The sequence below is a fragment of the Arcicella sp. GW822-FHT02H01 genome, from assembly GCF_058802005.1.
The window spans coordinates 4,625,024-4,651,487 of sequence record NZ_JBXANT010000001.1; the positions used below are offsets into that span (position 1 = coordinate 4,625,024).

The 26,464-nt window shown below is 35.2% G+C and carries 24 protein-coding genes; 9 read left to right on the forward strand and 15 right to left on the reverse strand.

Annotated elements, in window-relative coordinates; translation table 11 throughout:
- The first annotated feature begins 27 nt into the window (after positions 1-27).
- Positions 28-468: a ribose 5-phosphate isomerase B gene (gene rpiB / locus AC1RNE_RS19280; RefSeq protein ID WP_492803210.1), complete on the forward strand. Its 441-nt coding sequence runs from the start codon at positions 28-30 to the stop codon at positions 466-468.
- A gap of 70 nt (positions 469-538) precedes the next feature.
- Here rpiB and AC1RNE_RS19285 read toward each other — a convergent pair whose 3' ends face one another.
- Positions 539-1,936: a hypothetical protein gene (locus AC1RNE_RS19285; protein ID WP_492803212.1), complete on the reverse strand. Its 1,398-nt coding sequence runs from the start codon at positions 1,934-1,936 to the stop codon at positions 539-541.
- A 147-nt stretch (positions 1,937-2,083) separates the two neighbouring features.
- Between AC1RNE_RS19285 and rbfA the strand changes: the two genes are divergently transcribed.
- Together rbfA and AC1RNE_RS19295 are read left to right on the forward strand one after the other, a co-directional pair.
- Positions 2,084-2,464: a 30S ribosome-binding factor RbfA gene (gene rbfA, locus AC1RNE_RS19290; protein WP_309921334.1), complete on the forward strand. Its 381-nt coding sequence runs from the start codon at positions 2,084-2,086 to the stop codon at positions 2,462-2,464.
- 169 nt (positions 2,465-2,633) lie between these two features.
- Positions 2,634-3,854 carry an ABC transporter permease gene (locus AC1RNE_RS19295; RefSeq protein WP_492803214.1) on the forward strand — a complete coding sequence of 407 codons (1,221 nt, stop codon included), beginning with the start codon at positions 2,634-2,636 and terminating at the stop codon, positions 3,852-3,854.
- A gap of 235 nt (positions 3,855-4,089) precedes the next feature.
- Here the strand turns inward: AC1RNE_RS19295 and AC1RNE_RS19300 are convergent, their stop codons facing one another.
- The 5 genes from AC1RNE_RS19300 to AC1RNE_RS19320 all read right to left on the reverse strand — a co-directional run bounded on the left by AC1RNE_RS19300 (position 4,090) and on the right by AC1RNE_RS19320 (position 7,285).
- Entirely contained in the window at positions 4,090-5,322 is a 1,233-nt protein-coding gene (locus AC1RNE_RS19300; RefSeq protein WP_492803216.1) for a dicarboxylate/amino acid:cation symporter, read from the reverse strand.
- 124 nt (positions 5,323-5,446) lie between these two features.
- Entirely contained in the window at positions 5,447-5,881 is a 435-nt protein-coding gene (locus tag AC1RNE_RS19305; protein ID WP_492803218.1) for an SRPBCC family protein, read from the reverse strand.
- Between the two features lie 6 nt (positions 5,882-5,887).
- Entirely contained in the window at positions 5,888-6,361 is a 474-nt protein-coding gene (locus tag AC1RNE_RS19310) for a Dps family protein (RefSeq protein WP_492803219.1), read from the reverse strand.
- Between the two features lie 30 nt (positions 6,362-6,391).
- Positions 6,392-6,739: a hypothetical protein gene (locus tag AC1RNE_RS19315; RefSeq protein ID WP_492803221.1), complete on the reverse strand. Its 348-nt coding sequence runs from the start codon at positions 6,737-6,739 to the stop codon at positions 6,392-6,394.
- Between the two features lie 189 nt (positions 6,740-6,928).
- The gene (locus tag AC1RNE_RS19320) at positions 6,929-7,285 is read right to left on the reverse strand and encodes a tRNA-binding protein (protein WP_492803223.1); all 357 of its coding nucleotides are present in this window, start codon (positions 7,283-7,285) and stop codon (positions 6,929-6,931) included.
- Positions 7,286-7,466: 181 nt separating this feature from the next.
- Between AC1RNE_RS19320 and AC1RNE_RS19325 the strand changes: the two genes are divergently transcribed.
- Positions 7,467-7,697 carry a hypothetical protein gene (locus tag AC1RNE_RS19325; RefSeq protein ID WP_492803225.1) on the forward strand — a complete coding sequence of 77 codons (231 nt, stop codon included), beginning with the start codon at positions 7,467-7,469 and terminating at the stop codon, positions 7,695-7,697.
- Between the two features lie 127 nt (positions 7,698-7,824).
- Here the strand turns inward: AC1RNE_RS19325 and gloA2 are convergent, their stop codons facing one another.
- From gloA2 to AC1RNE_RS19340, 3 genes are all read right to left on the reverse strand, one after another.
- Entirely contained in the window at positions 7,825-8,214 is a 390-nt protein-coding gene (gene gloA2 / locus AC1RNE_RS19330) for an SMU1112c/YaeR family gloxylase I-like metalloprotein (RefSeq protein WP_492803227.1), read from the reverse strand.
- 131 nt (positions 8,215-8,345) lie between these two features.
- Positions 8,346-8,846 carry a DinB family protein gene (locus AC1RNE_RS19335; protein WP_492803228.1) on the reverse strand — a complete coding sequence of 167 codons (501 nt, stop codon included), beginning with the start codon at positions 8,844-8,846 and terminating at the stop codon, positions 8,346-8,348.
- An 88-nt stretch (positions 8,847-8,934) separates the two neighbouring features.
- Positions 8,935-9,627, reverse strand: a complete 693-nt coding sequence (locus AC1RNE_RS19340; RefSeq protein WP_492803229.1) for a helix-turn-helix transcriptional regulator — start codon at positions 9,625-9,627, stop codon at positions 8,935-8,937.
- A gap of 403 nt (positions 9,628-10,030) precedes the next feature.
- On the opposite strand from AC1RNE_RS19340, the gene AC1RNE_RS19345 reads away from it, so the two are divergent.
- Both AC1RNE_RS19345 and AC1RNE_RS19350 read left to right on the forward strand, forming a co-directional pair.
- Positions 10,031-11,644 (forward strand): helix-turn-helix domain-containing protein, encoded by a 1,614-nt coding sequence (locus AC1RNE_RS19345; protein ID WP_492803230.1) that lies wholly within the window; start codon positions 10,031-10,033, stop codon positions 11,642-11,644.
- Between the two features lie 138 nt (positions 11,645-11,782).
- Positions 11,783-12,148 carry a LytR/AlgR family response regulator transcription factor gene (locus tag AC1RNE_RS19350; protein WP_492803231.1) on the forward strand — a complete coding sequence of 122 codons (366 nt, stop codon included), beginning with the start codon at positions 11,783-11,785 and terminating at the stop codon, positions 12,146-12,148.
- Between the two features lie 679 nt (positions 12,149-12,827).
- On the opposite strand, the gene AC1RNE_RS19355 is transcribed toward AC1RNE_RS19350, so the two are convergent.
- From AC1RNE_RS19355 to AC1RNE_RS19365, 3 genes are all read right to left on the reverse strand, one after another.
- Positions 12,828-14,189 carry a RagB/SusD family nutrient uptake outer membrane protein gene (locus AC1RNE_RS19355; protein WP_492803233.1) on the reverse strand — a complete coding sequence of 454 codons (1,362 nt, stop codon included), beginning with the start codon at positions 14,187-14,189 and terminating at the stop codon, positions 12,828-12,830.
- Between the two features lie 79 nt (positions 14,190-14,268).
- The gene (locus tag AC1RNE_RS19360; protein ID WP_492803235.1) at positions 14,269-17,331 is read right to left on the reverse strand and encodes a SusC/RagA family TonB-linked outer membrane protein; all 3,063 of its coding nucleotides are present in this window, start codon (positions 17,329-17,331) and stop codon (positions 14,269-14,271) included.
- 355 nt (positions 17,332-17,686) lie between these two features.
- Positions 17,687-18,439 (reverse strand): patatin-like phospholipase family protein, encoded by a 753-nt coding sequence (locus AC1RNE_RS19365; protein WP_492803237.1) that lies wholly within the window; start codon positions 18,437-18,439, stop codon positions 17,687-17,689.
- A gap of 115 nt (positions 18,440-18,554) precedes the next feature.
- Here AC1RNE_RS19365 and AC1RNE_RS19370 point away from each other — a divergent pair, with 115 nt between their 5' ends.
- The 3 genes from AC1RNE_RS19370 (at position 18,555) to AC1RNE_RS19380 (ending at position 22,499) form a co-directional block, all read left to right on the forward strand.
- Positions 18,555-19,400: an MBL fold metallo-hydrolase gene (locus AC1RNE_RS19370; RefSeq protein WP_492803239.1), complete on the forward strand. Its 846-nt coding sequence runs from the start codon at positions 18,555-18,557 to the stop codon at positions 19,398-19,400.
- A gap of 179 nt (positions 19,401-19,579) precedes the next feature.
- Complete coding sequence (bamJ, locus tag AC1RNE_RS19375) at positions 19,580-20,326, forward strand: BamJ family beta-barrel-assembly machinery protein (protein ID WP_492803241.1); 747 nt, start codon at positions 19,580-19,582, stop codon at positions 20,324-20,326.
- A 4-nt stretch (positions 20,327-20,330) separates the two neighbouring features.
- Positions 20,331-22,499 carry a carboxy terminal-processing peptidase gene (locus AC1RNE_RS19380; RefSeq protein ID WP_492803243.1) on the forward strand — a complete coding sequence of 723 codons (2,169 nt, stop codon included), beginning with the start codon at positions 20,331-20,333 and terminating at the stop codon, positions 22,497-22,499.
- A gap of 204 nt (positions 22,500-22,703) precedes the next feature.
- Here AC1RNE_RS19380 and AC1RNE_RS19385 read toward each other — a convergent pair whose 3' ends face one another.
- The 3 genes from AC1RNE_RS19385 to AC1RNE_RS19395 all read right to left on the reverse strand — a co-directional run bounded on the left by AC1RNE_RS19385 (position 22,704) and on the right by AC1RNE_RS19395 (position 26,282).
- Complete coding sequence (locus AC1RNE_RS19385) at positions 22,704-22,871, reverse strand: FeoB-associated Cys-rich membrane protein (RefSeq protein WP_492803244.1); 168 nt, start codon at positions 22,869-22,871, stop codon at positions 22,704-22,706.
- A gap of 18 nt (positions 22,872-22,889) precedes the next feature.
- The gene (locus tag AC1RNE_RS19390) at positions 22,890-23,693 is read right to left on the reverse strand and encodes an inositol monophosphatase family protein (RefSeq protein ID WP_492803246.1); all 804 of its coding nucleotides are present in this window, start codon (positions 23,691-23,693) and stop codon (positions 22,890-22,892) included.
- A gap of 144 nt (positions 23,694-23,837) precedes the next feature.
- The gene (locus tag AC1RNE_RS19395; RefSeq protein WP_492803247.1) at positions 23,838-26,282 is read right to left on the reverse strand and encodes a hypothetical protein; all 2,445 of its coding nucleotides are present in this window, start codon (positions 26,280-26,282) and stop codon (positions 23,838-23,840) included.
- Between the last annotated feature and the right edge of the window lie 182 nt (positions 26,283-26,464).

Genomic DNA, 26,464 nt, shown 5'->3' on the forward strand with positions numbered 1-26,464 from the left:
TTAGATTTTACAAATACATACTTTTTTATGGAATTTATCAAGAAAATCGCCATCGGTGGTGACCATGCAGGGTTTGAATATAAAACCGAATTAATAAAGTTTTTAATAGCCGAAGGCTACGAAGTAAATGATTTTGGGCCTTATAGCGATGCTTCTTGCGACTACGCAGACTTTGCTCACCCAGTAGCATCAGCCGTAGAAAACAAGGAATATACTTTTGGTATTTTGTTGTGCGGTAGTGCCAACGGAGTGGCTATTACGGCTAATAAACATCAAGGAATTCGTGCAGGATTGGCTTGGAACGTAGAAGTTGCATCATTGATACGTCAGCATAACGATGCCAACATCTTGTGTATTCCTGTTCGCTTCATGAGTTTAGCAGATGCTATTGAAATTACAAAAGTGTTTTTCTCAACTGAATTCGAAGGAGGAAGACATAAAACTAGGATTGATAAGATACCTTGTTAATCCTACATTATCACTAGGCAGGGACTTAAGTCCCTGCCTAGTGATAAGAGTTTAAAATGAGTAATTTATATTAATTCAACTCATAAACACCATTCCCAATCGCATGATATTTGCGGGCTAACACAGGTATTCTTTTGAATAACTTCGGTGTTAGGTTTACCTTATCAATAATTACTTCTGGATAATCTTTCTCGAAATTGCTTAAAATGTTAATCACATTATTATAGTTATCCAGGTTCTCCAGTTCGTATTTTGCTAAACTCCAATTGATATAAGGCGTAGCAGCAAAGTTATTTTTGTACTCCTCCATACCATCGCCAAAAACCAGTATTTTTTTATTGCTTAGCTTTATCTCAGGCTCTTCCTTTAGTTTCAAATTTTTCAGTTGTACAAAAGTTTCTACCCCTTTGAAATATACTGCTTGATAGTGAATCAATAAAACAGCCGAAAACAACGCCAAGCATGTTAGCTCTGCCAGCCAAGCCCTTTTGGTATTATTAAAAAAACTAACGGTAAAAAATGCGATAGCAGGTACAAAAATGATGAATTGCATAGGTGCCAAGAAAGGCATCAAACCAATAGATACAACCCCAGCAATGGCCCAAATCATCATTACTTGTTGACAACGAATCTGGTAGTTGTTGAACCCAACGGCATTTACCAATCTTAGAAATCCTAATACGCCAAAAGTAAAAGGAAGAAGCAAGGTGGCCAACAAACTTCGAAAGTCATTCAAATCATATTGACGAAGTTGTAATACAGAAGAAATAAAATTTCTAGAGAAAGCGTCATACGTACCATTCAGATAGAAAAATAGTGCAGTAAGTAATAAAGGGAACAAAAAACCAAAGATTGATAAAGAGTGCTGGCGCAACGTAGTACCACTAAAGAATAATAATGAGGAAGTAGCCCACAAAATAAATACCCCTGCTGGAGGATAAAATAAAGTAGCCAGCCCTATAAAAAAGCCAATTTCAAATACTTCATCGGTTGCTTGAAGGCGGTTCATTTGTTTAACCAATGTACCTAACGACAGTAATACGAAGGTAGTAGCCATCAATACTGGTGACAGTGTACAGCAGTCGAACGATATGTTCATAAAAAGTAAATAGAACAAACCTGGCAGGTAATTCCTTTTCGCAAAGAGGTCTCTGTTATTGACCATTACGTTGAAGTAAACAGCTTGAAAGTAGGTAAGTAGCAAAGCCACAATTTGGTAAACAGACTGCGAACGTCCAAAGAGTCCGTCGATTCCTGCATATACCAATGTAGAAAGCGGAGCAGTGTTATCCCAGATTTCAGAATACATTACAAAGCCTTTGTTGATTTGCTCGCCAACCAACATCCATTGCAATTCTGGAATCAGTTGTGGCAAACCTACCAAATACACGGGCATTCGGATAAGGATTAGTAAAATCAATAAACTAAAAATTTGATAGACAGCGTTTACTTTAAAGAAACTGAGCATATTTTGTTAAGGTATTCAAGTTTTTCACGAATTTACGGTGAATCCAATAATTATTCCGAAATTTGTGAGATTATTGAAGAAGAGCATAAGAAGTTTATGCAACGGCGCAGATGATGATTATAAGTATTTGCAGAAATTAACATTAAAATGGAATCGAAAAGACAACAACAATTCGCTAAATTAATTCAACAAGATTTGAGCGACATTTTTCAAAAAGATATGCGTACAACTTTCGGAAAGGCATTTGTAACGATAACAGACGTTAAAATGACTCCCGATTTAGCAATAGCAAGAGTATATCTAAGTTTTATGCTAGCTAACGATAAAGCAGGTTTGTTACAAGACATTCGTGAAAAATCTAAGCATATTAGAGGGATTTTAGGCAACAGAATTCGTAATCAAGCGAGGATTATTCCAAACCTTGAATTTTTTATTGACGATACAGCAGAATATGCTGCCCAAATGGATGCCTTAATTTCTGGCCTTGATATTCCACCTTTGAAAGAAGGAGAGGAGATAGAGGAGTAGAAAGTTGGTGATTGAGTGAGTTGTGAGTTAGTGATTTCAATGAACACTTTCAACACTCTTCATTATATATAAAAGATATTTTAAGAAAAATTGTCAACTCGCAATTCACTAACTTACAACTACCTAATTCACTCAATCACTAACTCACTCAATCACCAATAACTCTATTATGAATTTCCCCTTTTTTATTGCAAAACGATACTTTTTTGCTAGGAAAAAAACATCTTTTATTTCTTTAATATCGATGATTTCGATGTTAGGAGTAGGTGTTGGAACGATGGCTTTGGTAGTTGTTTTGTCAGTATTTAATGGGCTAGAAGATTTCCAAAGAGGCTTGTATAAAAGCTTTGATGCAGATTTGAAAGTTAGTGCTAAAAAAGGAAAATACTTTAGTTGCCCACCAGCACTGTTAAAAAAAATCAGCAAGGTTCAAGGTATAGGAAGCATCACACAGGTAATTGAAGAAAACGTGTTGCTACGTTATCGCAATGCTCAAATGGTAGTAAATTTAAAGGGTGTTGACGAAAGTTTTTTGAAACAAGAACGTTTGCAAAAAACGATGATTGATGGTCACGCCATCCTTCAAGATAGTGGCATTGCTTATTCCATTGTAGGGTCGGGGATTGCTGTAAAACTAGGAATAGATATTGATGCGTTCTTTACGCCTTTGGAAGTATGGTATCCCAGAAACAAGCAAACTAAAACGTTGGATTTTTATGCTACCGATGCTTTTAATAAAATGAATCTGGTACCAGCAGGTGTATTTGCGATTGAACAACAATATGATGACAATTATATTTATGCTCCGCTTTCGTTTGCCCAAAATTTATTTGAACTAGAGAATCAGCGAACGGCTTTAGAAATAAAAGTAGCGAATGAAGAGGAGGTGGCGACTATTCAAGATGCACTAAAGGATGTGTTAGGCAATGAATTTGTCGTGCAGAATCAAGATGAACAACACGCTTCTTTATTAAGGGCTATCAAAATTGAAAAGTTGTTTGTATTCCTAACACTTACTTTTATCATAGGTATCGCTAGTTTTAATATATTTTTCTCCCTGTCGATGTTGGCTATCGAGAAAAAAGAAGATGTAAAAACCTTGTATGCCATGGGAGCAGATGCCAGAATCATACAAAAGATATTTTTATTAGAAGGAGCAATTGTAGCGTTTACAGGTGCCATTGTAGGGTTATTATTAGGCTTCACCCTTTGCTGGTTACAACTAACTTATGGCTTTATTTCAATGGGAATAGTCGGTGCGTTAATAGATGCTTATCCTATTAAAATGGAGGTTTCTGATTTCTTCTTTACGGCTGTAGTGGTTGTAATCATTACGTTATTAGCCTCATATTTTCCAGCTAAAAGAGCAGCTAGTGTTGAGATTGTTTAGGAATAAAACATCGCTTATTAATCCTTCTATCACTAGCGAGGTACTTAAGTACCTCGCTAGTGATAGAAGGATTAATAGTTTCTTGCTTTGTTTGACCTTATTTAAGGAAACATTTTGTAAAAACGGCTCTTTCAATAATATAAATCTCAAAATCCTTTTCTATTAGCTGGTGACTTAAGTCACCAGCTAATAGAAAAGGATTTTGTCTAAATAATCTATAATACGGATTAAAGTGTTAAGCTTCGCTCAATTTCTCGCCTTCCCACTTACTCACTACTACAGTAGCCACAGCATTACCCACAACAGATGTTGCCGAACGACCCATATCCAAGAAAGGATCAACGCCCAAAAGCAATACTAAACCCTCTTGTGGAAGTCCAAAGAGCGTCATGGTGCCCATAATTACTACTAAGCTAGCACGTGGCACACCTGCGATACCTTTGCTCGCTAATAATAACGTTAATAACATGGTTACTTGTTGGTCTAAGTTCAATGGCATACCGTATGCTTGGGCAATAAAGCCTGTTGCAAACGTCATGTACATCATCGAGCCATCAAGGTTGAAACTATAGCCTAAAGGCAATACAAAACCAATGATTCTTTCGCTGATACCTAAGCCCTTTAACGATTCTATTTGCTTTGGCATTGAAGCCTCAGAACTTGCCGTACTGAATGAAAGTAAAATAGCATCTTTCATCGCTGCCATCAATCGCCAATATGGGATTTTCAGGAAGTAGCAAATTAGCCAAAGTACTACGAAAATAAAGAAGAGTAATGCACTGAAAAAGCAAACAATTAGGTAAGCGTATGATACCAAAACACCTAAGCCATTGCGTGCAATCACGTTGGTCATCGATGCAAAAACTGCAAATGGAGCCAACAACATGATATAGCCTACTATCTTAAAGATAGCCTCGCCAATCCAGTCGATGCCTTTTGATATTTTTTTGCCATGTTCGCCCATAGTAGCCAAAGCTATCCCGAACACAATTGAAATCATGATGATTCCTAATGTTTTGTTTTCAGCAAATACTTGGAAAATATTGTCGGGGAAAATCTCGAAAAGGAAGTCTCTAAAAGTCTTTAAAGGTTTGGCTGTTACGCCTGTTTCTATACCTGTTGGAGGGAGTTTCCAAGTACCAAATTCACCTGGACGAGTAATATTTACAAAAACTAAACCTACCAGTAATGATAAGATAGTAGCGAAATAAAAGTACGCCAACGTTTTCAAGCCAATTCGACCCACCAAGCGGAAATCGCCCAATTTAGCCACGCCCACAGATAAAGTACAGAAAATAAGTGGACCAACAATCAGGTGAATACTTCTTAAAAATATATCTCCTAATAGTTTTATATTCTTGCTGGCTTCATTGATTTGCTCTTCACTCAGCTGAGTGTGCATAATTTGCCCTACAATTATTCCGATGATAAATCCGATGATAATTTTAGTGGTAATGTTTAGCTTCATTTAATATTAAGTTTGTTTGTGTCGAAATGATTAGATTTTAATCCTAAATTTCAATGAAATGTATTTTCTCAAAACGAATTAACACAAAAAATCCACCCTTTGCAAATATAGAGTGGATTTTGCTTTATTGAAAGTAACGTTTATAAATTGGTTTTCTATATAAAAATTGAAGATATAACAGAGGATATACCAAGTAATCCGTCAATAAGTAAGGAGTATTAAAGTCGATATTATCAGTGATTATCGTACCAGTTTGCAGGCTTTCTAGCCTATGTTCATGGTGCCAATATTTCAAAAAGAAAGGAAGGACAGTACCTTGGTCGATAAAATAAATGCTGCGTTCGCTATTTTTTTGTTCGATGATGTTTGAAATCCAATCTTGTTTAAAGAAAATAAAGTTCAATACCAGATGCACCACATCTCCTGTTCGACAGCCATCAAACTGTTTAATAACGACAGGAGGAAAAGGAGGAGCGAGAGCTTTGAATAATTTTAAATCAAAGCCTTCCCAAACACTGAGAAGGTCTTGATTTACGGTTGTCTTAATCTGTATTTTCATGGAGTATTAGCTTAAATAAGCCCTGATTTTCCATGCTATTTTTTCGTGTTCAGCCATTAGTCCCGTTAAAAAATCGCTTGTCGCAGCATCTCCCAATTCATCGGCAGTAGTTTTAATATCCTGTCTTAATACCCTGATAATTGTTTCGTGGTCGTTTAGTAATTCTTGCAACATTACTAAAGCAGAACTTTGTTGATGTTTAGTCTCTAATAGTCTGGTTACAGACAGAAACTCGTGCAAAGAAGCCAACGGAAAATGCCCTAGAGTACGAATACGCTCAGCAATTGCATCAATCTGCTCGTCTACGAAATCATACAAGCTCTCAAAAAAAGTATGATATTCAATAAAATTGGGACCAGTTACATTCCAATGATAATTTCTGGTTTTGGTATAAAGTACGTATTCGTCAGCCAATAATGTATTCAGAAGTGTCGAGGTTTTCTGTAAACTCTCAATAGAAATGCCAATGTTTGGGGTCATAAATTTATTTTTTTACTGATAACTTTCTAATCAACTAATTATGTAAACCGCTTTTGAGGTAAATATATGGATAATGGCCGCTAGAATAGCCTTTCCAATATTAATAAAAGCACTTGTAATGAATTCAACCGTACTTTTAACCCCATTAGCCAACCATTGAATCAATGATTTTGTAAAATGGTTATTATCGGTTTTTTCAGGCTCTTTTTTTAAAAGAGTAGCTGTTTGTATAACGTCAAATTGTTGATTATTGTTTCTGAGAGTATCTTGTCTAGTACGGTGTTTTGTATGCATCACCGTAGAATATTCAATCAAACCAAAACCCGATGCTTTGGAAAAAACAAAGAAGGTAAGTATGAAGATGAATAAAGTTTTCATTTTTTCAGTTGAGGTCAAAATAACAATACAAATTAATATAAGCAATTAAGATTAGTATGTAAAATTAAACATAATTATTGGAATATTCTTCATCCACAAAGTTATTTCAATATCAAAAATGTATCGTATAAACGATTGAAAACAAAGCTTATAGCAGGATATCCAATACGAGTAGTTCCCTAAAACCTATTATGCCAACCTCGTGCCATTTGGTACATTTCTTTCTACTGCGGCTAATACTACTTCGCCATCTGGCAAAATAAAACCTGTTACCAATACTTCTGAGATAAAATTGGCTACTTGTCTGGGTGGAAAGTTCGTCACGCAAATAACCTGCTTACCTACTAGTTCTTCTTTAGTATATAATTTAGTAAGTTGGGCCGACGATTTTTTAAGGCCAATATCTGGACCTAAATCTATGATTAGTTGATAGGCAGGCTTTTTGGCTTTGGGAAAATCTTTAGCCTCTAAAATAGTTCCTATTTGAAGCTTTACTTTCTCAAAATCTTCCCATGAAATACTTTCAGAGCTATCTATGTTTAACATAAGGTAATAATAATGAGTAAAATTATTTTTTGTAAAACAGGTATTTTTACGCTAAAATCTTCTATAAAAACTCGCTTACTTTGTAACAGTAAATCGTACTTGAAATAAGGAAAAATTTACGTCAGCCTAAGTATTTCAAAATATTATTCTTTTTTAAAGAGTTTGACTAGCCATTTAATTTATGACAGAGCACGCACCTTTTCAATTAACGAGTGAATCTGGTGAGGTATTTAGTCCAAATGATGTTTCATTTGTGATGTATTCTCAAGTGCTTAATTTACTTTTTGTAAAACTAAATAGTAACATTGCTCGGGAATCTATACAAATAGGAGTACCCAAAAGAAAGAAAAATCTTCTACAAAACTGGCTTGATTACCACAAAATATACTATCCGCCTGAGGATTTCTTATAAATAAAATTACAATACCTATTATATACTTAATAATCTAACCCGTGCAAATTTTAGTTCCTATACACAAACTTCCCTCTTAACCTTATGGTTCTGTGGTACTACCTTTCGAAAGAAAGTGGTACCACTTTTATTTTTCATAGAATTCAATCGGTAAACCATCTGGGTCGCTGATAAAAAAGAAGCTCTTTCCTGTAAATTCATCCACTCTAATACTTTCACAATCTACCTTACATCCTGTTAGATAATCGTGTGTTTCCTGAATATTGTTCACCTCAAATGCTAAATGTCTTAATCCACAAGACTCTGGTCGTGATGGGCGAGCAGGAGGGTTCGGGAATGAAAATAACTCTATTTGATAAACTCCATTTACTGATAAATCTAATTTATAAGATTCCCTTTCAGCCCTAAATACTTCATTCTCAATATTAAACCCAAGTATTTCAGTATAGAATTTTTTAGAAGTAGGATAGTCCGAGCAAATAATAGCGATATGATGAATTTTATTGATAGCTAGCATAATCTTCTTTTTTATTTTTACAAAGGTATTGATTGCTACAACATTCTTCAACTATAAAGGCTTATTCTTGAATAGTAATTTGGATAATAGGAAAGCTAATTTTAATAGCCTTCCTATTCAATTCATCTTAACTAATACAAACCCATTTCATCAGCACTTGGTCCATAACACCCTGGAATAGGAATATCCAGCAAACGCAAGAAAACACCTAATTGTGCTCTGTGGTGCACAATTTGACAATAAGCATGGCGGATAGTTTCGCTTTTGGGCGTAGTGCTATAAATAGTATCGCCATTCCTTAAAGTCCAGCTTTCATCTAATTGGTCTTCAGTAGCTGCTAATAAATGAGTTTTGGCATCTTCTAAATTTTTTTCGAATAAATCTAATAGGTCGGCTGTCGTATTAATAGTGGCAGGTTGATAATCGCCCACGCCAAAATCTAATTCACTCGTTGTTAATGCCAATCCTACCCACGATGGTAACTCAGCAATATGAGTTGCCAATCTAAGCACAGTCATACTTTTAGGATGAGGTTGCCAGTTGAATTTATCTGCTGGAACAATCGATAACATTTTACGAGTACTAACCGCTTCTTGGTCTAACTCCTTTAAGAACATTGCAATCATCGTCATTTTGTTAGTTTTTTTGGTTGATGATGCAAAGAAACGGTCTCTCACTGACAACCCTATGTCAGTACTTTTTGAAGAGACATAAATAAAATTAATAATTGACAGGAAGCAGTTTCATATAGTCTGATAGGGGGATATGATCATTTTTTTGAAAGGGCATTTGGGTATCTTTTACAACAATAATTCTAGATACCCTGAAATCTCGATACTCGTTTCTTTTATGACACCAAGCAATCAAATGCCAGTTGAAAGCATAGAAAATTAAGCCTATAGGTTCAGCCCGTCGATTACTGATTTCATCACTATTATTCTTATAGTCAAAGTCGATGATAGTTTTAGTAGAAATAGCTTGTTGCAAAGCTGATAGGTATTCATAGTTTTGCTGTTCACGGTTTGGATGAACCTGAATTTTGATATTATCTGAAAGGAAATCTATCTTATCTTTTTGAGCATTGGGCAACACAGACTTTACTTTATTCAAAGCGTTGGTATAATGTTTTTGTATTGATTTATCAGTAAAACGATATACGATAGATTCCATTAATAAAAGAGCATTGGCTTCATCACTCGTCAGAGAAATAGGAGGGAGGAAGAATCCCTGAACGATAAAATATCCTTTGGTTTGTTCAAAACCTAATGGTATTCCTGATTCATTCAAGGCTTTTAAATCTCTATAAACTGTACGAATACTAATCTGGAATTTTTCTGCAATTTTTTCGGCAGGAGTATATTTTTTGGATTGAAGTAAAGTAAATATGCCAAATAGTCTATCAATACGATTCATAAATGCCGAGGTTGAAAAATAAAATAATAGTGAAAATATATAGAAAATATTAAGTGGAAATAACGTTAGAATAAATAAAAAAATACCAACAATCAACTTTTTGTTAAAAAAAATAATTCTTGATTAATCTTATATTTTTTTCGATTATACAATTGTTTAAGCGTTCATGATTTAGTATCTTTGTTTTAAATAACACACTAAGATACATTTAATAATATTTTTATTAATCAATTTCAAAAAACCTCGTATATTAACATATGTTAATATACCATATTTTTGATTAGGCTTTTAATGAAATAATTAATCATCATATTATTAAATAAATTTGGCTAAGTAAGTAGAACGATAAATGTTAATTTCTCGACTTTTTAGAGAAATGGTTTTCTGTATAATATGTTTTGTTTTGTGCAATCATAAAACTTTCGCAAATGAAACAATCAACCTGACAAACCTTTCTTCACCCTTCAATATAGCTTCTTCACTGGAGTATTTCGAAACGAGTAATTCAAAACTCAGCTTTCGTGATATTCAAAGTAAACCTTTCTCTGTTTATAAAAAAAATAACATTCATGTTGGTTTTTCAGATGCTACTCAATGGTTTAAAATAAGTTTAGTTTCAGCAAAAACATCTAATTGGGTATTTGAATGTGACAATCCAATAATTGAATACTTTGATGTATTTATCCCCCAACAAAATAATCAATATAAGGTATTCAAAGGAGGCTGTTTTATAGCCAAAGATAAAAGAAGTTATAGCTCATATTACCCCATTATTCATTTTAATTTGTTGGCTAATCAACCCAAAACACTTTTTATTAAAACTACTAGTCAAAGAGCTTTTTATGCAACTTTCCTGATAATGCCCGAACCCGTCTATGAAATTAAAAGATATTCAGACGAACGTAAAGTATGGATTTTAGATGGTGTTCAACTTTTGGGAAACTTACTCATTTCTATTATAGCCTTCTTTTTATTGAAAACCAATACCTATAAGATTTTCGCTGTTTATTCATTCTGTATTTTGTATACGATATTAGCCTATCATGAATCAATCGGAGATTTCTTTACCAACAACCCAATACAATCTACCCTCCTCAACGCACTGCCTTATCGCCTTTTGGCTATCCTAGAAATTATATTGACATGCTGCTTTTTACCGATAAATACTTTATATCCTAAATGGATAAAATGGTATTTGTATGCATTCATCGTTTCAACTTTTGTATTGACGCTAGCCATCTATTTTGATTATAACTGGAGGTGGATAAAAATGAATGTATTAAATACGCTGATTGTGGATATATCTATCTTGCTACTTTTTGCGTATGCTTATTACAAAAAGGTAAAATTGGAATGGTACTTTGTGTTGTCATTTATATTTAGCTTCACAGGCTTTATTCTTCTTCAACTCAGGCTTTTACAAGTCATAGATTTTGCTTTTATCAATAGCCTTGTATTTTTTTCAGACCCTATCAAAATTACCTTTTTTATTTTGTTAATCTGTAAAATCTACCTCAGGTCTCAACAATCTGAAGCTGACGCTACAAATATGTTAGAATATCAACCTGAATATCACAACATACCGCTTAATAATGATGACCTTCCTTCGCCGATTACCTATTTCCCCGACCCAAATTTTGAACAAGAGCAATTCTCTATACCCATACAACAAGAACAAAATATTAATCAACAAGACGAAGTTTTTCTGCAAAGGATAGAACAAATTATTGAAGCCAATTTGTCAGATAGTGCCTTCAATATTACAGACTTAGCCGATGAACTTAATCTAAGTACTGTACAATTGAGAAGGAAATTAAAAATTTTAACGAACCAGACCACCGTTGAATTTATCAGAAATTACCGCTTAAAAAAGGCAGCAGAACTACTGAAAAATCGTAATGGGAATGTATCCGACGTGGCATTTCAAGTAGGTTTTGAAAGTCTTTCATATTTTACAAAAGTATTTCAAGAGTCTTTCGGAAAATCACCGTCTGAATGGTCTAAAAGCTTTAAATAGTATTTTTTTTAGTTAGTAATGCCCGTGTAATAGTACTTTTTGGATTTTTTTGTCATAAATGAACAAATTTTTGTCGATTTTAAGTTAACGTTTTCAATATCTAAATTGCAATTTTGTAGTAGTAATAATTATATAATTATGAAAAAATTATACCTTACTAAAAGTAGTCAAGTTGCTCTCACAGAAATTCTATATTTAAAGAGTGATGAAAATTATACAGCTATTTATACGACTAATCAAGAGCGTTTGATTGTCGCGCGTACGCTAAGAGTAATGCAAGAAAGAATAGAAGACGCACAGTCTTTTATTAGAATCAACAACAATTATGTTGTTAATATTTCTTTCATGAATGGTTGGCGGAAAGACGACAAAAAGCTAGTAATTATACTTGACGATGGTCAGGAATTTGTAGTATCCAGAAGAAGAATTAGCGACTTTAGAGAGGCAATACGAAAATCTCCTAAAGCTTTATTATTGAAGAACAAAACCTCTTTAGAAATATAATATTAACCATTTATTTTAATTTTTTAGTACCTAACACACCCTAAAACCACAGAGTCGTCATGCATGATTCAAGCCTGTTAGTAAAGTATTTCTTTATTAGCAGGCTTTTTTGTGTTTAAGAAAAAATCTTTTAAAGATAGCGGTACACTTACAAATGTAAAAAGGGCTATCTCTATAATCTGAGACAGCCCCTTGAGCAGTTAAGCTATATAGTTTTTGGTTAAGGAATCCTTATTTAGGGTTTTTGGGTATTATTGCGGTATTTCTTTGAGACTCAAGACTGCCCCAACATCTGTAGAAATTACCTAATAATATTTAAACGATACAATATACAAAATTGTACTATACAAACAAACGAAAAGTTAAATTTATATATAACTCATGCATTTTTTCGCAGTTTTTAGTATATATAATGAATAAAAGGTTAGTTAATTTCGACAAGTGGTATTAATATTAAGATAAATAGTAATGTTTTTTGGGGTGAAAAAATATTTGAATAAAAAATTATCCTAATATATATATAATCAGTATTTTGTATTATTTATATATTCTAGGATTCGTGAAATGATAAAAAGTATTGCTTCCTAAGGTTGGGCTAATAGCACAATATTCTGAAAATAAAAAGGCCATTGCAAATATTGCAATGGCCTTTTTACTAAATTATTCAATAATCAATTTATTAATATCCTTCGTTCTGCACCAAACTTGAATTGGCATCAGTTTCTCTCATCGGAATTGGGAAAATCAACTTCGGAGAGTTATAAGGATATGACTTTGTTTCATTTCCGAAGTTTTTCGTGAATGTCTGTTTGTTACGTTTGATATCGTGAATCCAGTGTCCTTCAAAAGCTAGCTCGAATCTTCTTTCTTTTAAGATAGTAGCAAGGTTAACAGAAGCGTAAGGATTTGCATTCGCTCGTGTTCTTAGTCTGTTAATATCAGTTAACGCACTTGCGCCTACTGGAGTACCACCTACACGGAAGTTTCCTTCAGCACGTGTCAAATACATTTCAGCCAAACGAATCAATGGAATATTTGCAATTTGAACAGCCCATTTAGCCGTAAAAATATCACCTGCATCATAGAAGAAATCACCTCTATCATCAGGAATATCATAGCTATTATAGTGCTGAGGATTAATGATAATATCACCACGACCACCCTGAGATGCAGAAGCAAAGAATGTATTGAATGAGTTATCGTTATCTTGATCAGTTTGTTGAGCAGCAAAAATATCTTCAGATGAGTTTGAAGAGTTATTGAAAGCTTCGAAAAAAGTTGCTGTTAAACTATAAACGTTAGAAGCGATTACTCTGTTAGCAGCTTGACGAGCTCCTTCATAATTTCCTTGCATCAAATAAACTCTTGATAACAACGCGGCAGCAGTATATTTGCCGATAAAAAAGCCATTTCTAGCAGGCAAAAGAGACTCTGCACTAGTCAAATCGGCAATAATCTGTTGGTATACTTCTTCTACAGTATTTCTTTTTGCAAAGCTAGCCGTTGTAATTTCCAAAGTTGGTGTTGTAATAACAGCTACTCCTAAGTTAGTTTTAGGGTCGCCGTCCTGATATGTCTTAGCATATACTTTTACCAATTCAAAAAGCATCCAAGCTCTGATTACTTTTGCTTCACCTTCTACGGTTTGTTTTTTTGCAGCACTTACTACGCCTAAGTTTGCTAATACGGTATTCGCAATATTAATGGTGCGGTAAGTATCCAACCATGTAGTAGCCGCCTGTCCGTTATCTTTCAATAAGTTTTTACCAAAGATTTGCGCAGGAGCAGCAAAAGTACCTTGCCACTGAATATCGCCATTATCAGCAATTAATTCAGCATCTCTTTGTGGATTACCCCCAAGTACGTCGGCATCAACCATTGAATCGTATGCACCAATCAAAATAGCTTCAACGTCAGCAGATGTTTGCACAGCCGAAGAGGCATCGATACTATTGACAGGCTTAACTTCAAGTTTATTTTCACAGCCCATTAGCGCAATGCCAAGTGCTATTGAATATATTATTTTATAATTTATTTTCATTTTTATATCCTTTTGTTGTTTGTAATTTATGAGACTATGCTCGTAATAGCTGACTCATAATTTCTAAAAAATAACAATCTTAGAAGCCAAGGTTTAAACCAACAGTTATTGTCTTAGGTTGCGGAGCAGCATAAAAATCGTTTCCAGCTGCTACACCAGTCAAATAATCTGTATTAACTTCTGGATCCCAACCTGTGTATTTGGTGAAAGTTAATAAGTTGTTGGCAGTTGCGTAAACTCTTAATTTTGATAATTTTAGTTTGTTTACAATTGCCTTAGGGAAAGTATAACCTAGTGTTACTGTTTTTAAACGAGTATAGCTAGCATCTTGTAAATAACGAGATGATTCAGCAGTACCATTGGCAACATCTGGTAAATAACGTGCCTGAGGAACCATAGTGATATCACCTGGTTTTTTCCAACGATTCAACTGATCGATTGTTTGGTTATCATAAAACTCGCCATTAGCCGACATGAATTTACCAGCACCATTGTAAACGTCATTGCCATACACACCTTGGAATGTGAAGCTTAAATCAGCACCTTTGTAAGAAAATTCGTTCGTAATACCACCAATCCATTTCGGGTTTGGATTACCAATTACAGTATATTGTGCTTCGTTAACATCATTCGTTACACTTCTGTCAATAGTACCGTCTGCTTTAGTTGAGTTTTTGTAATAAATAGCATCACCATTAGCAGGGTCAACACCAGCGTATTCTGGACCGAAGAAAACACCTAATGGTTGGCCTTCAACTGCACGGTTCAAATAACCACCAGTAATGACTTGTCCTTGAAGATTCAAGATTTTGTTTTTGTTGGTAGCAGCATTTACCGATGCTTTCCATTTCAAATCGCCAAAGCTATTGTCTGTTCTCAATACAAATTCCCATCCTTTGTTTTCTAATTCACCAACGTTTTTCAATAAAGTAGCGAAACCACTTGTTCCTGGTACGTTTACGTTCAATAATAAGTCAGAAGTATGTTTGCTATAATAATCAACTTCAGCAGATATTCTGTTATTGAAGAAACCAATTTCTACACCAATGTCTGTCTGAGCTGTTTTTTCCCATTTCAAATCAGGGTTAGCCAATTGTGTAGCTCTTTGACCTGGAATACCTACATAACCAAAAGCAGCAGAATATAGACCTAATGAAGCATTGTTCGAAATCTCGGCATTACCCGTTAAACCATAACTACCTCTTAATTTCAAATAACTGATTTGACGAATATCTTTCAAGAATTCTTCTTCAGATAAAATCCAACCAGCAGAAGCAGCAGGGAAGAAACCATAACGGTTGTTTGCACCAAAACGAGAAGATGCATCGGCTCTACCACTGAAACTTAACAAGTACTTGTTATCAAATTTGTAGTTAACTCTACCAAAGTAAGATAAAAACGAATAGAATGTTTCAGATGAATTAGCATCTGCTTTAGTAGCACCCGATGAAAGCATTTTATACGAATTACTTGGGAAACTTCTAGCAGTAGCATCAATATAATTTCTTTTTGATTGTTGGTAACTCATACCAGCCAATGCCTGGAAATCATGTTTCTGAGCAAATACTTTATTGAATGAGAAGAAGTTGTTAGTACTGTAGTTAAATACTAATGTATTTGTTTTATAAGCTTCTCCTTGCGTAGCAGTTGTATTATTACGAGCCGTCTCTTTACCATAATATTGGTCTTCAGCTTGGAATAACATATCATAACCATATTCAGTTCTGAAAGACAAAGCTGGTAAAATATTCCACTGACCATATACATTACCAATGCTGCGATATACCTCTGTGTTGTTATCAGTATATTTGATACTCAATAATGGGTTATAATACTGCGTAATTACAGCACCGTTATAGCTATCTGTATAGTCGCCTGTACGTGGGTCAATTACTGGTGAAAGTGGTGCTAAAGCAATAATTTGCATTGGCGTAGAGAATGCATTATCATTTGATAAACGAACGTTGAATGAACGAGCCAAACTAGCATTCAAACCAATAGAAATTTTATCAGAAGCTTTGTGGTCTAAGTTCAAACGAGTACTAAGACGTTCGAAGCTGTTTTTTACGATAATACCTTCTTGTTTACTATATGAACCAGAAGCATAAAATTTAGTTTTGTCGTTACCACCACTTACGTTGATATCAAACTGATTTACATTACCTTTTCTAAGTACTTGGTCTTCCCAGTTAGTGCTAGTATAATTAGGAGAAGTTGGGTCATTCCATCTTGCTCTTTCACCTAATGCATAACGGTCAAAACGAGTTTGTCCACCTGCAACATTGTAACCAGCATTAACACGTGCTTCAGTAAATAATTCTACATATTGTGCAGTATTCAAGAACTGACGGTGACCTGTAGCCTCGCTGATACCAGAGAAGTAATTGATATTGAAGTTAGTTTTACCAGCCTTACCTTTTTTAGTTGTTAAAATCACAACACCGTTTGAACCTCTAGAACCGTAGATTGCAGCAGCAGAAGCATCTTTCAAAATCTCGATAGATTCTACATCATTAAAGTTAATGTCTGCAATAGGGTTAGTAGGCCCACCAGTCGTAGATTGATCCGTTGAAGTAATAGGAATACCATCAACAATATAAAGAGGGTTATTACCCGCAGAAACAGAAGAAGAACCTCTGATTCTCATTTTGATACCTTGACCTAACTTACCATTTCCAGATTCAACAAAAACACCCGCTGCTCTACCTTGAATAGCCTGCTCAGCAGAAATTACTGGTAGATTTTCAATTGATTTTGCACTAATCTGAGCAACGTTACCTGTTAAATTTGTTTTCTTCTGTGTACCATAACCAACCACAACTACCTCTTCTAAAGACTTAGCATCTTCTACCAATTGTACATCAATGATAGATTTGCTCCCAATTGTCACTTCTTGTGAAGTAAAACCAACAAAACTAAAAACTACTGTTTTTTGATTGTTTGAAACGTTCAAAGAGTAACTACCACTTGCATCTGTTTGTGTACCTTTAGAAACACCTTTTACTTGAACTGTTACACCAGGTAGAGCAGAGCCATCGCCTGCTGCGGTTACCTTTCCTGTAATACGACGATCCTGAGCAATCATACTCAATGAACATCCAAAAAACAGAAGTAGATTGATAAATAATAAACGTTTGTTCATGAAATATTGGGGTTAATTGATAAAAAAAATAGTTTGCAATTTGTACTTTTTAATGTAATTGATTTTTTAAATGCTGTTTTTTTATAAAAATTTCAACCATTTTGAAATATTATTTTTGTAGAATATTGAAAAATGGATTGAAAAATATAGCTGAAAAATGTATTTTTTTTATAAAAATGAAAATTTATGTTATTAAATCAATCACTTTTTGTGAAAAAAGTAAAATTTATGAATTTAGTCGTTTAATTTGAATAGCAGATGGGAGACTTTTGCTAAGTTAAAAACACTTTTGTAAAATATCAATATAAAATCAAATAAAAAAATAAAACTTGCACTATTTTTATATTAAATTATCTTAAAGTATATTTTCAGGAAGAGATAAGGATTTTGCAAATTCATAACCTACTTTGAAGATATTACTAGCTTTACGGATATCCTGAGGATCAAAGTTTTTAAGAAGGGGAGGTTCTATGAGAAAATTGCACAATCCTAGCCTGCTTTTAGAATTGTTGTTGATGGCTAAGAAAAGTGATTTTTGAACCATTGAGGCCATTGATTTTGGTATTTGATTCATGCCATACGGGTTGCAATGACTACCAATAATATAATCGTATTTACCTATTAATGGTTCTATAGGCATGTTGTTTAAAATACCTCCATCTAACAAGGTTTGATTATTCATCACGATGGGCTCGAAAAGTCCTGGAATACAACACGACGCCATGATGGGTTTTAATAATTCGCCCGAAGAAAAATAAATGGTTTCACCTGCATACAAATTAGTAGCATTGATGGTAAGCGGAATTTTGAGGTGTTCAAATGAATTATGAGGAATATATTTTAAATAAGCTTCTTCAGCACGTTTCATATTTAACAAGCCTACGCGGCTCCAAGCAGGGCGTAACGCACGCAAAGTATTGGTTGAAACTACTATTTCATAAATCTTATCTGGTGAATATCCTGCACAAAACATTGCCCCTGCAATAGCCCCTGCACTACAGCCAGAAATACCCGAAATTTCAATGTTTTTTTCTTGTAGGGCTTTTAGTATGCCAAGATGAGCAATACCTCTGGCGCCACCACCCGAAAGGACTAGACCGATTTTCATAGTGTTAGGTTGTTTTTTCAGCAATACTGATTGTAATCCGTTCGTGTAAAATACTGCTCAAAGTAAACAACTTCTTATAAATTGCAAAGCTTATTGAAACAAAATCATATTAAGAATGAAATTACATACCATAGATGCAGGATTTTTTAAGCTAGATGGCGGAGCAATGTTTGGTGTGGTGCCGAAATCTTTTTGGCAAAAAACGAATCCTGCCGACGAAAATAATCTTTGTTCATGGGCAATGCGATGTTTGTTGATAGAGGATGACAAAAAGCTTATTCTGATTGATACAGGCATGGGCGAAAAGCAGGATGCTAAATGGCAGGGTTATTATTACCGACATGGCGAGGGCGATTTGGTGAAGTCTATCCGAGCCAAAGGGTATTCAGAAAATGATGTGACTGATGTCATACTGAGCCATCTGCATTTTGACCATTGCGGAGGTGCCGTAAAATGGAATGCTGATAGGACTCATTTTGAGTTGACTTTCAAGAACGCTCGCTATTGGACACACTCTGAACACTTTGAGTCAGCTATGAACCCCAATCCTCGAGAGAAAGCTACTTTTTTTAAAGAAAATATTTTGCCTATTCATCAAGCAGAACAACTGTTTTTTACAGATAAAGCCATAGAAAAACCTTTTGATAATATAGCAATAATAACCGCCGACGGGCATACCGAGAAGATGTTGATGCCCTTAATAACTTATCAGGACAAAAAGATATTGTTTATAGCAGATACCATTCCTTCATCATCCCATATACCAGTGCCTTATGTGATGGGTTATGACGTTAGACCACTACAAACAATGGAAGAAAAAAGTACTTTATTAAGTAAAGCTGTAGAAAATAATTGGATTTTATTTTTTGATCATGACCCTCTCTATGACTGTGCCAGCATAAAAATGACTGAAAAAGGCTTTAAACCAGCGCATCTCGGCAGATTAGATACTTTTATTTGATTTCTATTTAGCCATGGCGAAATAATTTTGTTGCATCAGTTTTCGTTATTAACTTTAAGAATTATAAAAAATAAGTTTATTTATATTATTTCTCATTCAAACAAAATATCTCTTGAATCATGGGCGAATCGTTCAGGGGTATTTTAAAATTTAAGATTGATTCGTTCCTACAATAACAGATGAAATTAAAGAATATCTTACTTTGCTCAAGCGTAGTTTTGACTCCATTTTTAGTAAATGCACAAACTAAACCAGCTGCTAAAAAAGTTGCTGTAAAACCTAAAACAACTTCAGTTATACCAGCTCACACCACGGCGCACTCAGTTTCTTTGGCTTCATTAAAAGATTCAGCTAGTTATGGACTAGGAATTTTGGTGGCACAAAATTTTAAGATGCAAAACATAGAAATTAATGCAGAGCTTTTACAAAAAGGCTTTAATGAAGTAATGAAAGGAGCGCCTACGCCAATTACGGATATGCAGGCAAACCAGTTGCTTCAAAAATATATGCAAAAAGAGCAGTCGAAACAATTTGAACCAAACAGATTGGCTGGTGAAAAGTTTTTGGCTGACAACAAAAAGAAAGACGGAATCGTTACGTTAGCGAGTGGTTTACAGTATCAGATTTTGAAAAAAGGCGATGGTCCTATTCCAACAGCGAGTGATAAAGTAAAAACACATTATCATGGAACATTGATTGATGGAACGGTGTTTGATAGTTCAGTAGATAGAGGTGAACCAATTTCGTTTCCAGTGACTGGCGTAATTCAAGGATGGGTAGAAGCCCTTCAATTGATGCCAGTAGGCTCTAAATGGAGATTGTTTATTCCTTACGATTTAGCATACGGTACTCATGGTAGTGGCCCGACAATTAAGCCATATTCTGCTTTGGTTTTTGAAGTAGAATTGTTGGGTATTGAAAAATAGACTAATGAAAAATAAGATGATGAAATACTTTCTTGCTCTTGTGCCAATTTCGCTCCTTGCGTTTTTTGGCTTACAGTCCTTCTCGCACAATAATGGTAGCCTTTCGGGGGCTGATTATAAATTTGCGGCTGATGATTTACAACCGACTGCTACTCAAAAGAAAGTCGAAAACTTAGTGACTGAAATCCTAAGTAATTATCATTATCGTCGTGTGCCTTTGAATGACTCACTTTCTTCTAAAATCTTCGATAATTATATCAAAGAGCTGGATTTCAATAAAATGAATTTCACTGCGAGTGATATTGATGGTTTTGAGAAATTCCGTTATCAGCTAGATGACCAATTGAAAAATGGTGAGTTGACCGCTGCTTACCAAATCTATAATGTGTTTAGAAACAGGGCAAAAGAACGTTTTACGTTTGTGGCGTCTATGTTATCAAAACCTGTGGATTTTAAGGCTGACGAAACTTACACTCCCGACCGTGAAAAAGCTACTTGGGCAAAGTCTAACGAAGAGTTAGATAATATCTGGAGAAAAGCAGTTAAAAGTACTTTGCTAGACTGGAAAATTAGCGGTAAGGCAGATACTTCGGCCATTAAAGATTTAAGAGAACGTTATAAGCGTACGGAGAAATACTTTGACAAGACGAAGAGTGAGGATGTATTTCAACAGTTTATGAATTCGTTTACCGAAAGTGTAGACCCACACACTACTTACTTTATTCCTAAAACGGCTTCTACTTTCAACCAAGAAATGGCTCAGTCGTTTGAAGGAATCGGAGCAACCCTTAGAAACGAAGGCGATTATGTAATGATTGTTGATTGTATCGTAGGAGGACCTGCTTTTAGAAGTAAATTGCTCAACCCGAAAGATAGAATTGTGGCGGTAGCTCAGGGAGATGATAAACCTTATCAAGATATTGTAGGTTGGTTTACTGATGATGCTGTTAAGCTTATTAAAGGCCCAAAAAACACCGTAGTACGTTTAAAGATTTTGCCAGGCGATGCTCCGATAGGTTCAGTGCCTAAAGAAGTACGTTTGGTACGTGAAAAAATTAAACTGGAAGACGGAACTGCTAAGAAAGAAGTATTAAACTTCAATCGTGATGGCAGAGAGTTCAAATTGGGTTTAATTACTATTCCACTTTTCTATCGTGATGCAGAAGGTGCTAGAAATGGCGAACAAGGGTATAAGAGCACGACAGCCGATGTGAAAAGATTCTTAAATGAATTCAAAGCTGATAAAGTTGATGGTGTAATTGTTGATCTTAGAAATAACGGTGGAGGTTTCTTAAACGAAGCTGTTAGCTTAACAGGTTTGTTTATTTCACAAGGACCAGTGGTACAACGCCGTCAGTCGGATGGAGAAATCAGTGTAGAAAACGATAGAGACCCGTCTATTACTTATGATGGACCATTAACAGTACTAGTTAACCGTTTCTCTGCTTCTGCTTCTGAAATCTTCGCAGGTGCTATTCAAGATTACAAACGAGGTTTGGTAATTGGCGAGCAAACTTATGGAAAAGGAACCGTACAGAGTTTAGTAGATTTAGACCGTTTCTTGAAAGGTGAGCCAGAAGGAGTAGGGCAGTTGAAAATAACGATGGAGAAGTTTTATCGTGTAACGGGTAGCAGTACACAGCACAAAGGAGTAACACCTGATATCGAGTTGCCTTCTTCTTTCAGTGCATCTGAATTTGGAGAAAGTTCTCAGCCAAGTGCTTTGCCTTGGGATATGATCGCTTCAACTAAATATTCGCCTACGACTGATATCACAGACCAAACTGTGGTGAAATTGAGAACCTTGTATCAAGATAGACTAAAAACGGATGCTGATTTGAAAAAATTAGTAGCTGATATTAACTATATCAAAAAAGCGAAGGAAAAGAAAACCATCTCTTTACAAGAAGACAAGCGTCGTAAAGAAATAGATGAGCAGAAGAAGAAAAATTTGGCTGATTTGGGTGAAGAATTGACAGGAGCTACTGAAAAAGAACCTGAAAAGACTCCGACTGATTCAACTAGCATTGCTCAAGCAAAATTGAAAATTCTGAAAGACAGAAGAAGTAAAGATACTTATTTGAAAGAAAGCGAAAGAATCATCACAGATTTAATCTTGGTAAATCCAGCGACACCTCAGATAAAGCTTAGTAATGTAGAGAAGAAGAAATAGGTAAGTAGCTTTAAGCTATAAATAGTCAATAAAAAAGTCTTTAGGAATTTTCCTAAAGACTTTTTTATTGACTATTTAGTAATGAATTAAAATTAAACAATAGAATACAAATGAGTAATTTATAAGCGACTCACCGCCGCAGTTAAAATGTATTAATCACTAAACCACTCATTCATTAAATCACTCAATTACAATTCGCAACTCTTACTTCGCTTCCATCTCAGCAGCAATTTTGTCAAAATCAATTGCTCCACACGAGCCACAACCTTTAGAGCAACCAGCATTCTTTTTGATACTGAAATTCTTGATAACAATATTGCCTAAGTATGCTACAGCACCTAAAAATATGATAGCAATAATGACATTTTCCATGATAATCTTTATTTAATGTTAAGACTTTGTGATATTCCAATTACGAACAATCACCTCCTCTAGTTCAGAAAACATTCCACAGCCCGCAATTAGTTCACGTCCGAACACGAAATCGTCGCCACCTTTAAAATCTTTTACAAATCCACCTGCTTCTTGAACAATCAAAGTGCCAGCAGCTACATCCCAAGGTTTTAGATTATATTCAAAAAATCCTTCAAAGCGTCCGCAAGCAGTATAGGCTAAATCTACAGCGGCTGCCCCAAAACGACGAAGTCCATGTGATTTTTGCATCAATTCTTTCAAGATACCAATATAATTTTCCATCAATTCAAAATCATAATATGGAAAACCTGTTGCTATCAAGCTTTCGCCTAGTGTTTTGGCAGAAGACACTTTAATAGGCTTTTCATTCAAATAAGCACCTCCGCCAAGCCATGCACTAAAGCATTCGTCTCTATTGATTTCGTAAACTACACCTAATACAATTTTACCTTCTTTGATTAAGGCTATTGAAATAGCAAAAACAGGCACGCCGTGGATATAATTAGTTGTACCGTCTACAGGGTCAATAATCCAAGCTAACTCATGATTTTCGGCTTGTTCTGCTGTGCCTTCTTCTGCAATAAATCCAGCTTCAGGAACAATTTTAGAAAGCCCCGCTACTAAAAGCTCTTCTGTTTGTTTGTCAACATAAGAAACTAAATCATTCAGCCCTTTGTATTCAATACTGTCTTTACTAAATTCTGAGGCTGCTTTTCTAACAAATTCTCCCGTCTTACGGGTTAAATTGCTTACTTCTGTTGTTAATTGTTGTAAGTTCAATGAGTTATTTTGTTAACTTTATTTTCCTGTCCTTCGTCCCATCTTTAAATTCGATTTTACCCGCTGATTTTCAGAGATTTTATACGCTGATTTACGGTGATTTTTAAAAACGATAACCGAAATCTGATACCCGATACCCTAAAACTATTTCTTTTTCACCTCAAAAAATATGGCTAAGCCTAAAACGCTTACCAATACAATTGACATAATAAGGTCTACAGTTCCACCTTTTTTAACTGATTCAGGTTCGAATTTAAACTCAATTGTGTGTTTTCCAGCAGGAACTACCATCGCTCTAAGGATATAATCTGCTCTTAGGTGTGGCTTATATTGTCCGTCGATATACGCTTTCCAGTCAATATTGCCACGGTAAAATATTTCAGAGAAAACAGCTAATTGTTCTGTTTTAGCATCTGATTGATAAGTTAGTGCATTTGGCTTGTACGACGTCAACACAATTTTATTGGCAGCACTGTCTGGCTGAATTTTCAAATTAGCCACTTGGTCAGCAAATCTTTTGTCGATGAAAGCAATATCTTTAGGCTCAAACTTATCTAAAGCTTTCATTTCTTCATCGGCATTGGCTACAATTTTAAATGAATTAACAAACCAAGCATTACCGCAAGCCTCTGGGTTTTGTTGTGCTACTGGCTGACCTGTCTGCTGATTTGGCATGATGAAATACTTCGTATTGAGCATATTCAATACCTGCATATTGTTTTTGGCAATCTGGTTTTCAATGATTTCTGAATAGCGTCGTAATTTAGCCCCATGATACCCACCGATAGATTGGTGATAATACGACGCTTTAGCATCACTACTGAAACCACCAGCGGCTGCGGCATCAAATACTCTGTAGATACTTTTATCTTTCAGAATTTGCTCGTCGGCAGCAGTTGGAGTAAATAGTTCTTCGTATTCAGAATTAGAAACGAAGTTGTCATTATTGAAATAGCGTTTGTCAACTCCGAATAAATCTATTACGATTAATAAAATTAAAACAGGATAAAAAATACCTTCCTTGATTTTGCCCGAAACCCATGCCCAGATTAAACCAGCAGCCAATAGAATAAAGGCTAACGAACGGAAAGCATCTGAACGCATCAACGACTCACGGTCTTGTACAATACCTCTCAAGATTTGAGCATCAACGCCCTTATCCCCTGTGATTTGCATTGCTTCGTCGCCTACAGATTTGAAACTAAAAAACAAGCTTGGTATAAGCGCAAAAATTACGCATAATCCAGCGGTTAATGCCAACCCATAAATCAATGGCTTTTTGATAGTTTCAAATGTTGGTTTGTTATCACTAATCTGTTTTAAAGCAAGTACGCCCAATATTACCATCGCTAGTTGCGTAAGCGATAAAATCATGGTAATGGCTCTGAACTTATTAAACATTGGGAAGTAATCAAACATTGGGTAGTTTAATAAAGGGAAGTTTTTACCCCAAGCAAGCATCGTAAAAAACACGGCTGTGCCTACTAACCACCATTTTAATGAACCTCTCACTAAAAAAGCACCCAAAGCAAACAAGAAACAAATGATTGCTCCTGCATATACAGGTCCACCCACATTAGGTTGGTCGCCCCAGTAGGCTGGTCCTCTTTCAGTAAATGGCAAAGCGTTCTCTTCTGGAATGCCCGCATTAACCATTGCTTTTAAGGTCTCTGATTTTTTGCCACCCAAGCTTCCGCCCATTGTTCCACCATAAAAATTAGGAATCAATAAAGTACCAGTTTCACCAATGCCGTAGCTATAACTAAAGGCATAATCGCGGTCTAAACCACCCTTCGACTCTGTATTGCTCGTTAATTCAGACTTACCACGAATGGTTTCTTTAGAGTATTCATAGTTGTTCCAAAGGCGCATTGTGTGGTTAGCTACCCCAACAAACGAACCTAAGCCCAACGCTAATAAAGCAAAGACGAGTGATTTGATTTTTCCTTCCTTTACGTGGTTGATTATCTCAACAATAACGTATCCGAAAAGCAACAAAGCAAAGTAATAGGTAATCTGTACGTGATTGGCATAAATCTCCAAACTCATAAAGAGTGCTGTTAAGGCTCCTCCCAATAAATACTTGCCTCTAAAGCATAATACTGCCCCTGCTGCTATCATCGGAGCATAAGCCAAGGCAATGGCTTTTGAAGTGTGTCCTGCGGGTAGAATAACCATATTGAGCGTGCAGAAAGCATAGCCGATGGCACCAATGATGGATTGCCAAGTATTTGCTCCCAATACGATTAATAGAATATACATACCCAGCATCTCTAAGAAAATAACGTTGATAGGCAATGGTAAAAAGCCCATTATATCACCACCAATGGTTGAGCCTATGCTATTTGGATAGGCACCATGAATCATATAAGCAGGCATCCCTCCAAACATCGAGTTTGTCCACCAAGGTACAACACCTGTTGCTTTGGTAAATTCTGTAGATTCGTGTGAAGAAGCCAATGACATGGTGATGTCGTGTTGCTTTAATTTTTTGCCTTGTAAGGCCGGAGAGGCATAAATTCCTGCAAGCACAACAAAAGCAATGACTGCATATAAATGTGGGAGGAATTTCTTGAATGAAAACTGCATATTTTTTTGTAAGATTTGGACTTAAATTACCTTGTATGCAAAGATAAAGTTTCTAATTTGAAATTTTGCATGAAAGCTACTTACTCCGCTTTAAATTAGGGTTAATAAAAAATAAGGTTAGTAAATCGTTAAATCGAGGCGATGGTTTATTGAAATTTTGAACTTTTTAAGCACCTTTGTGT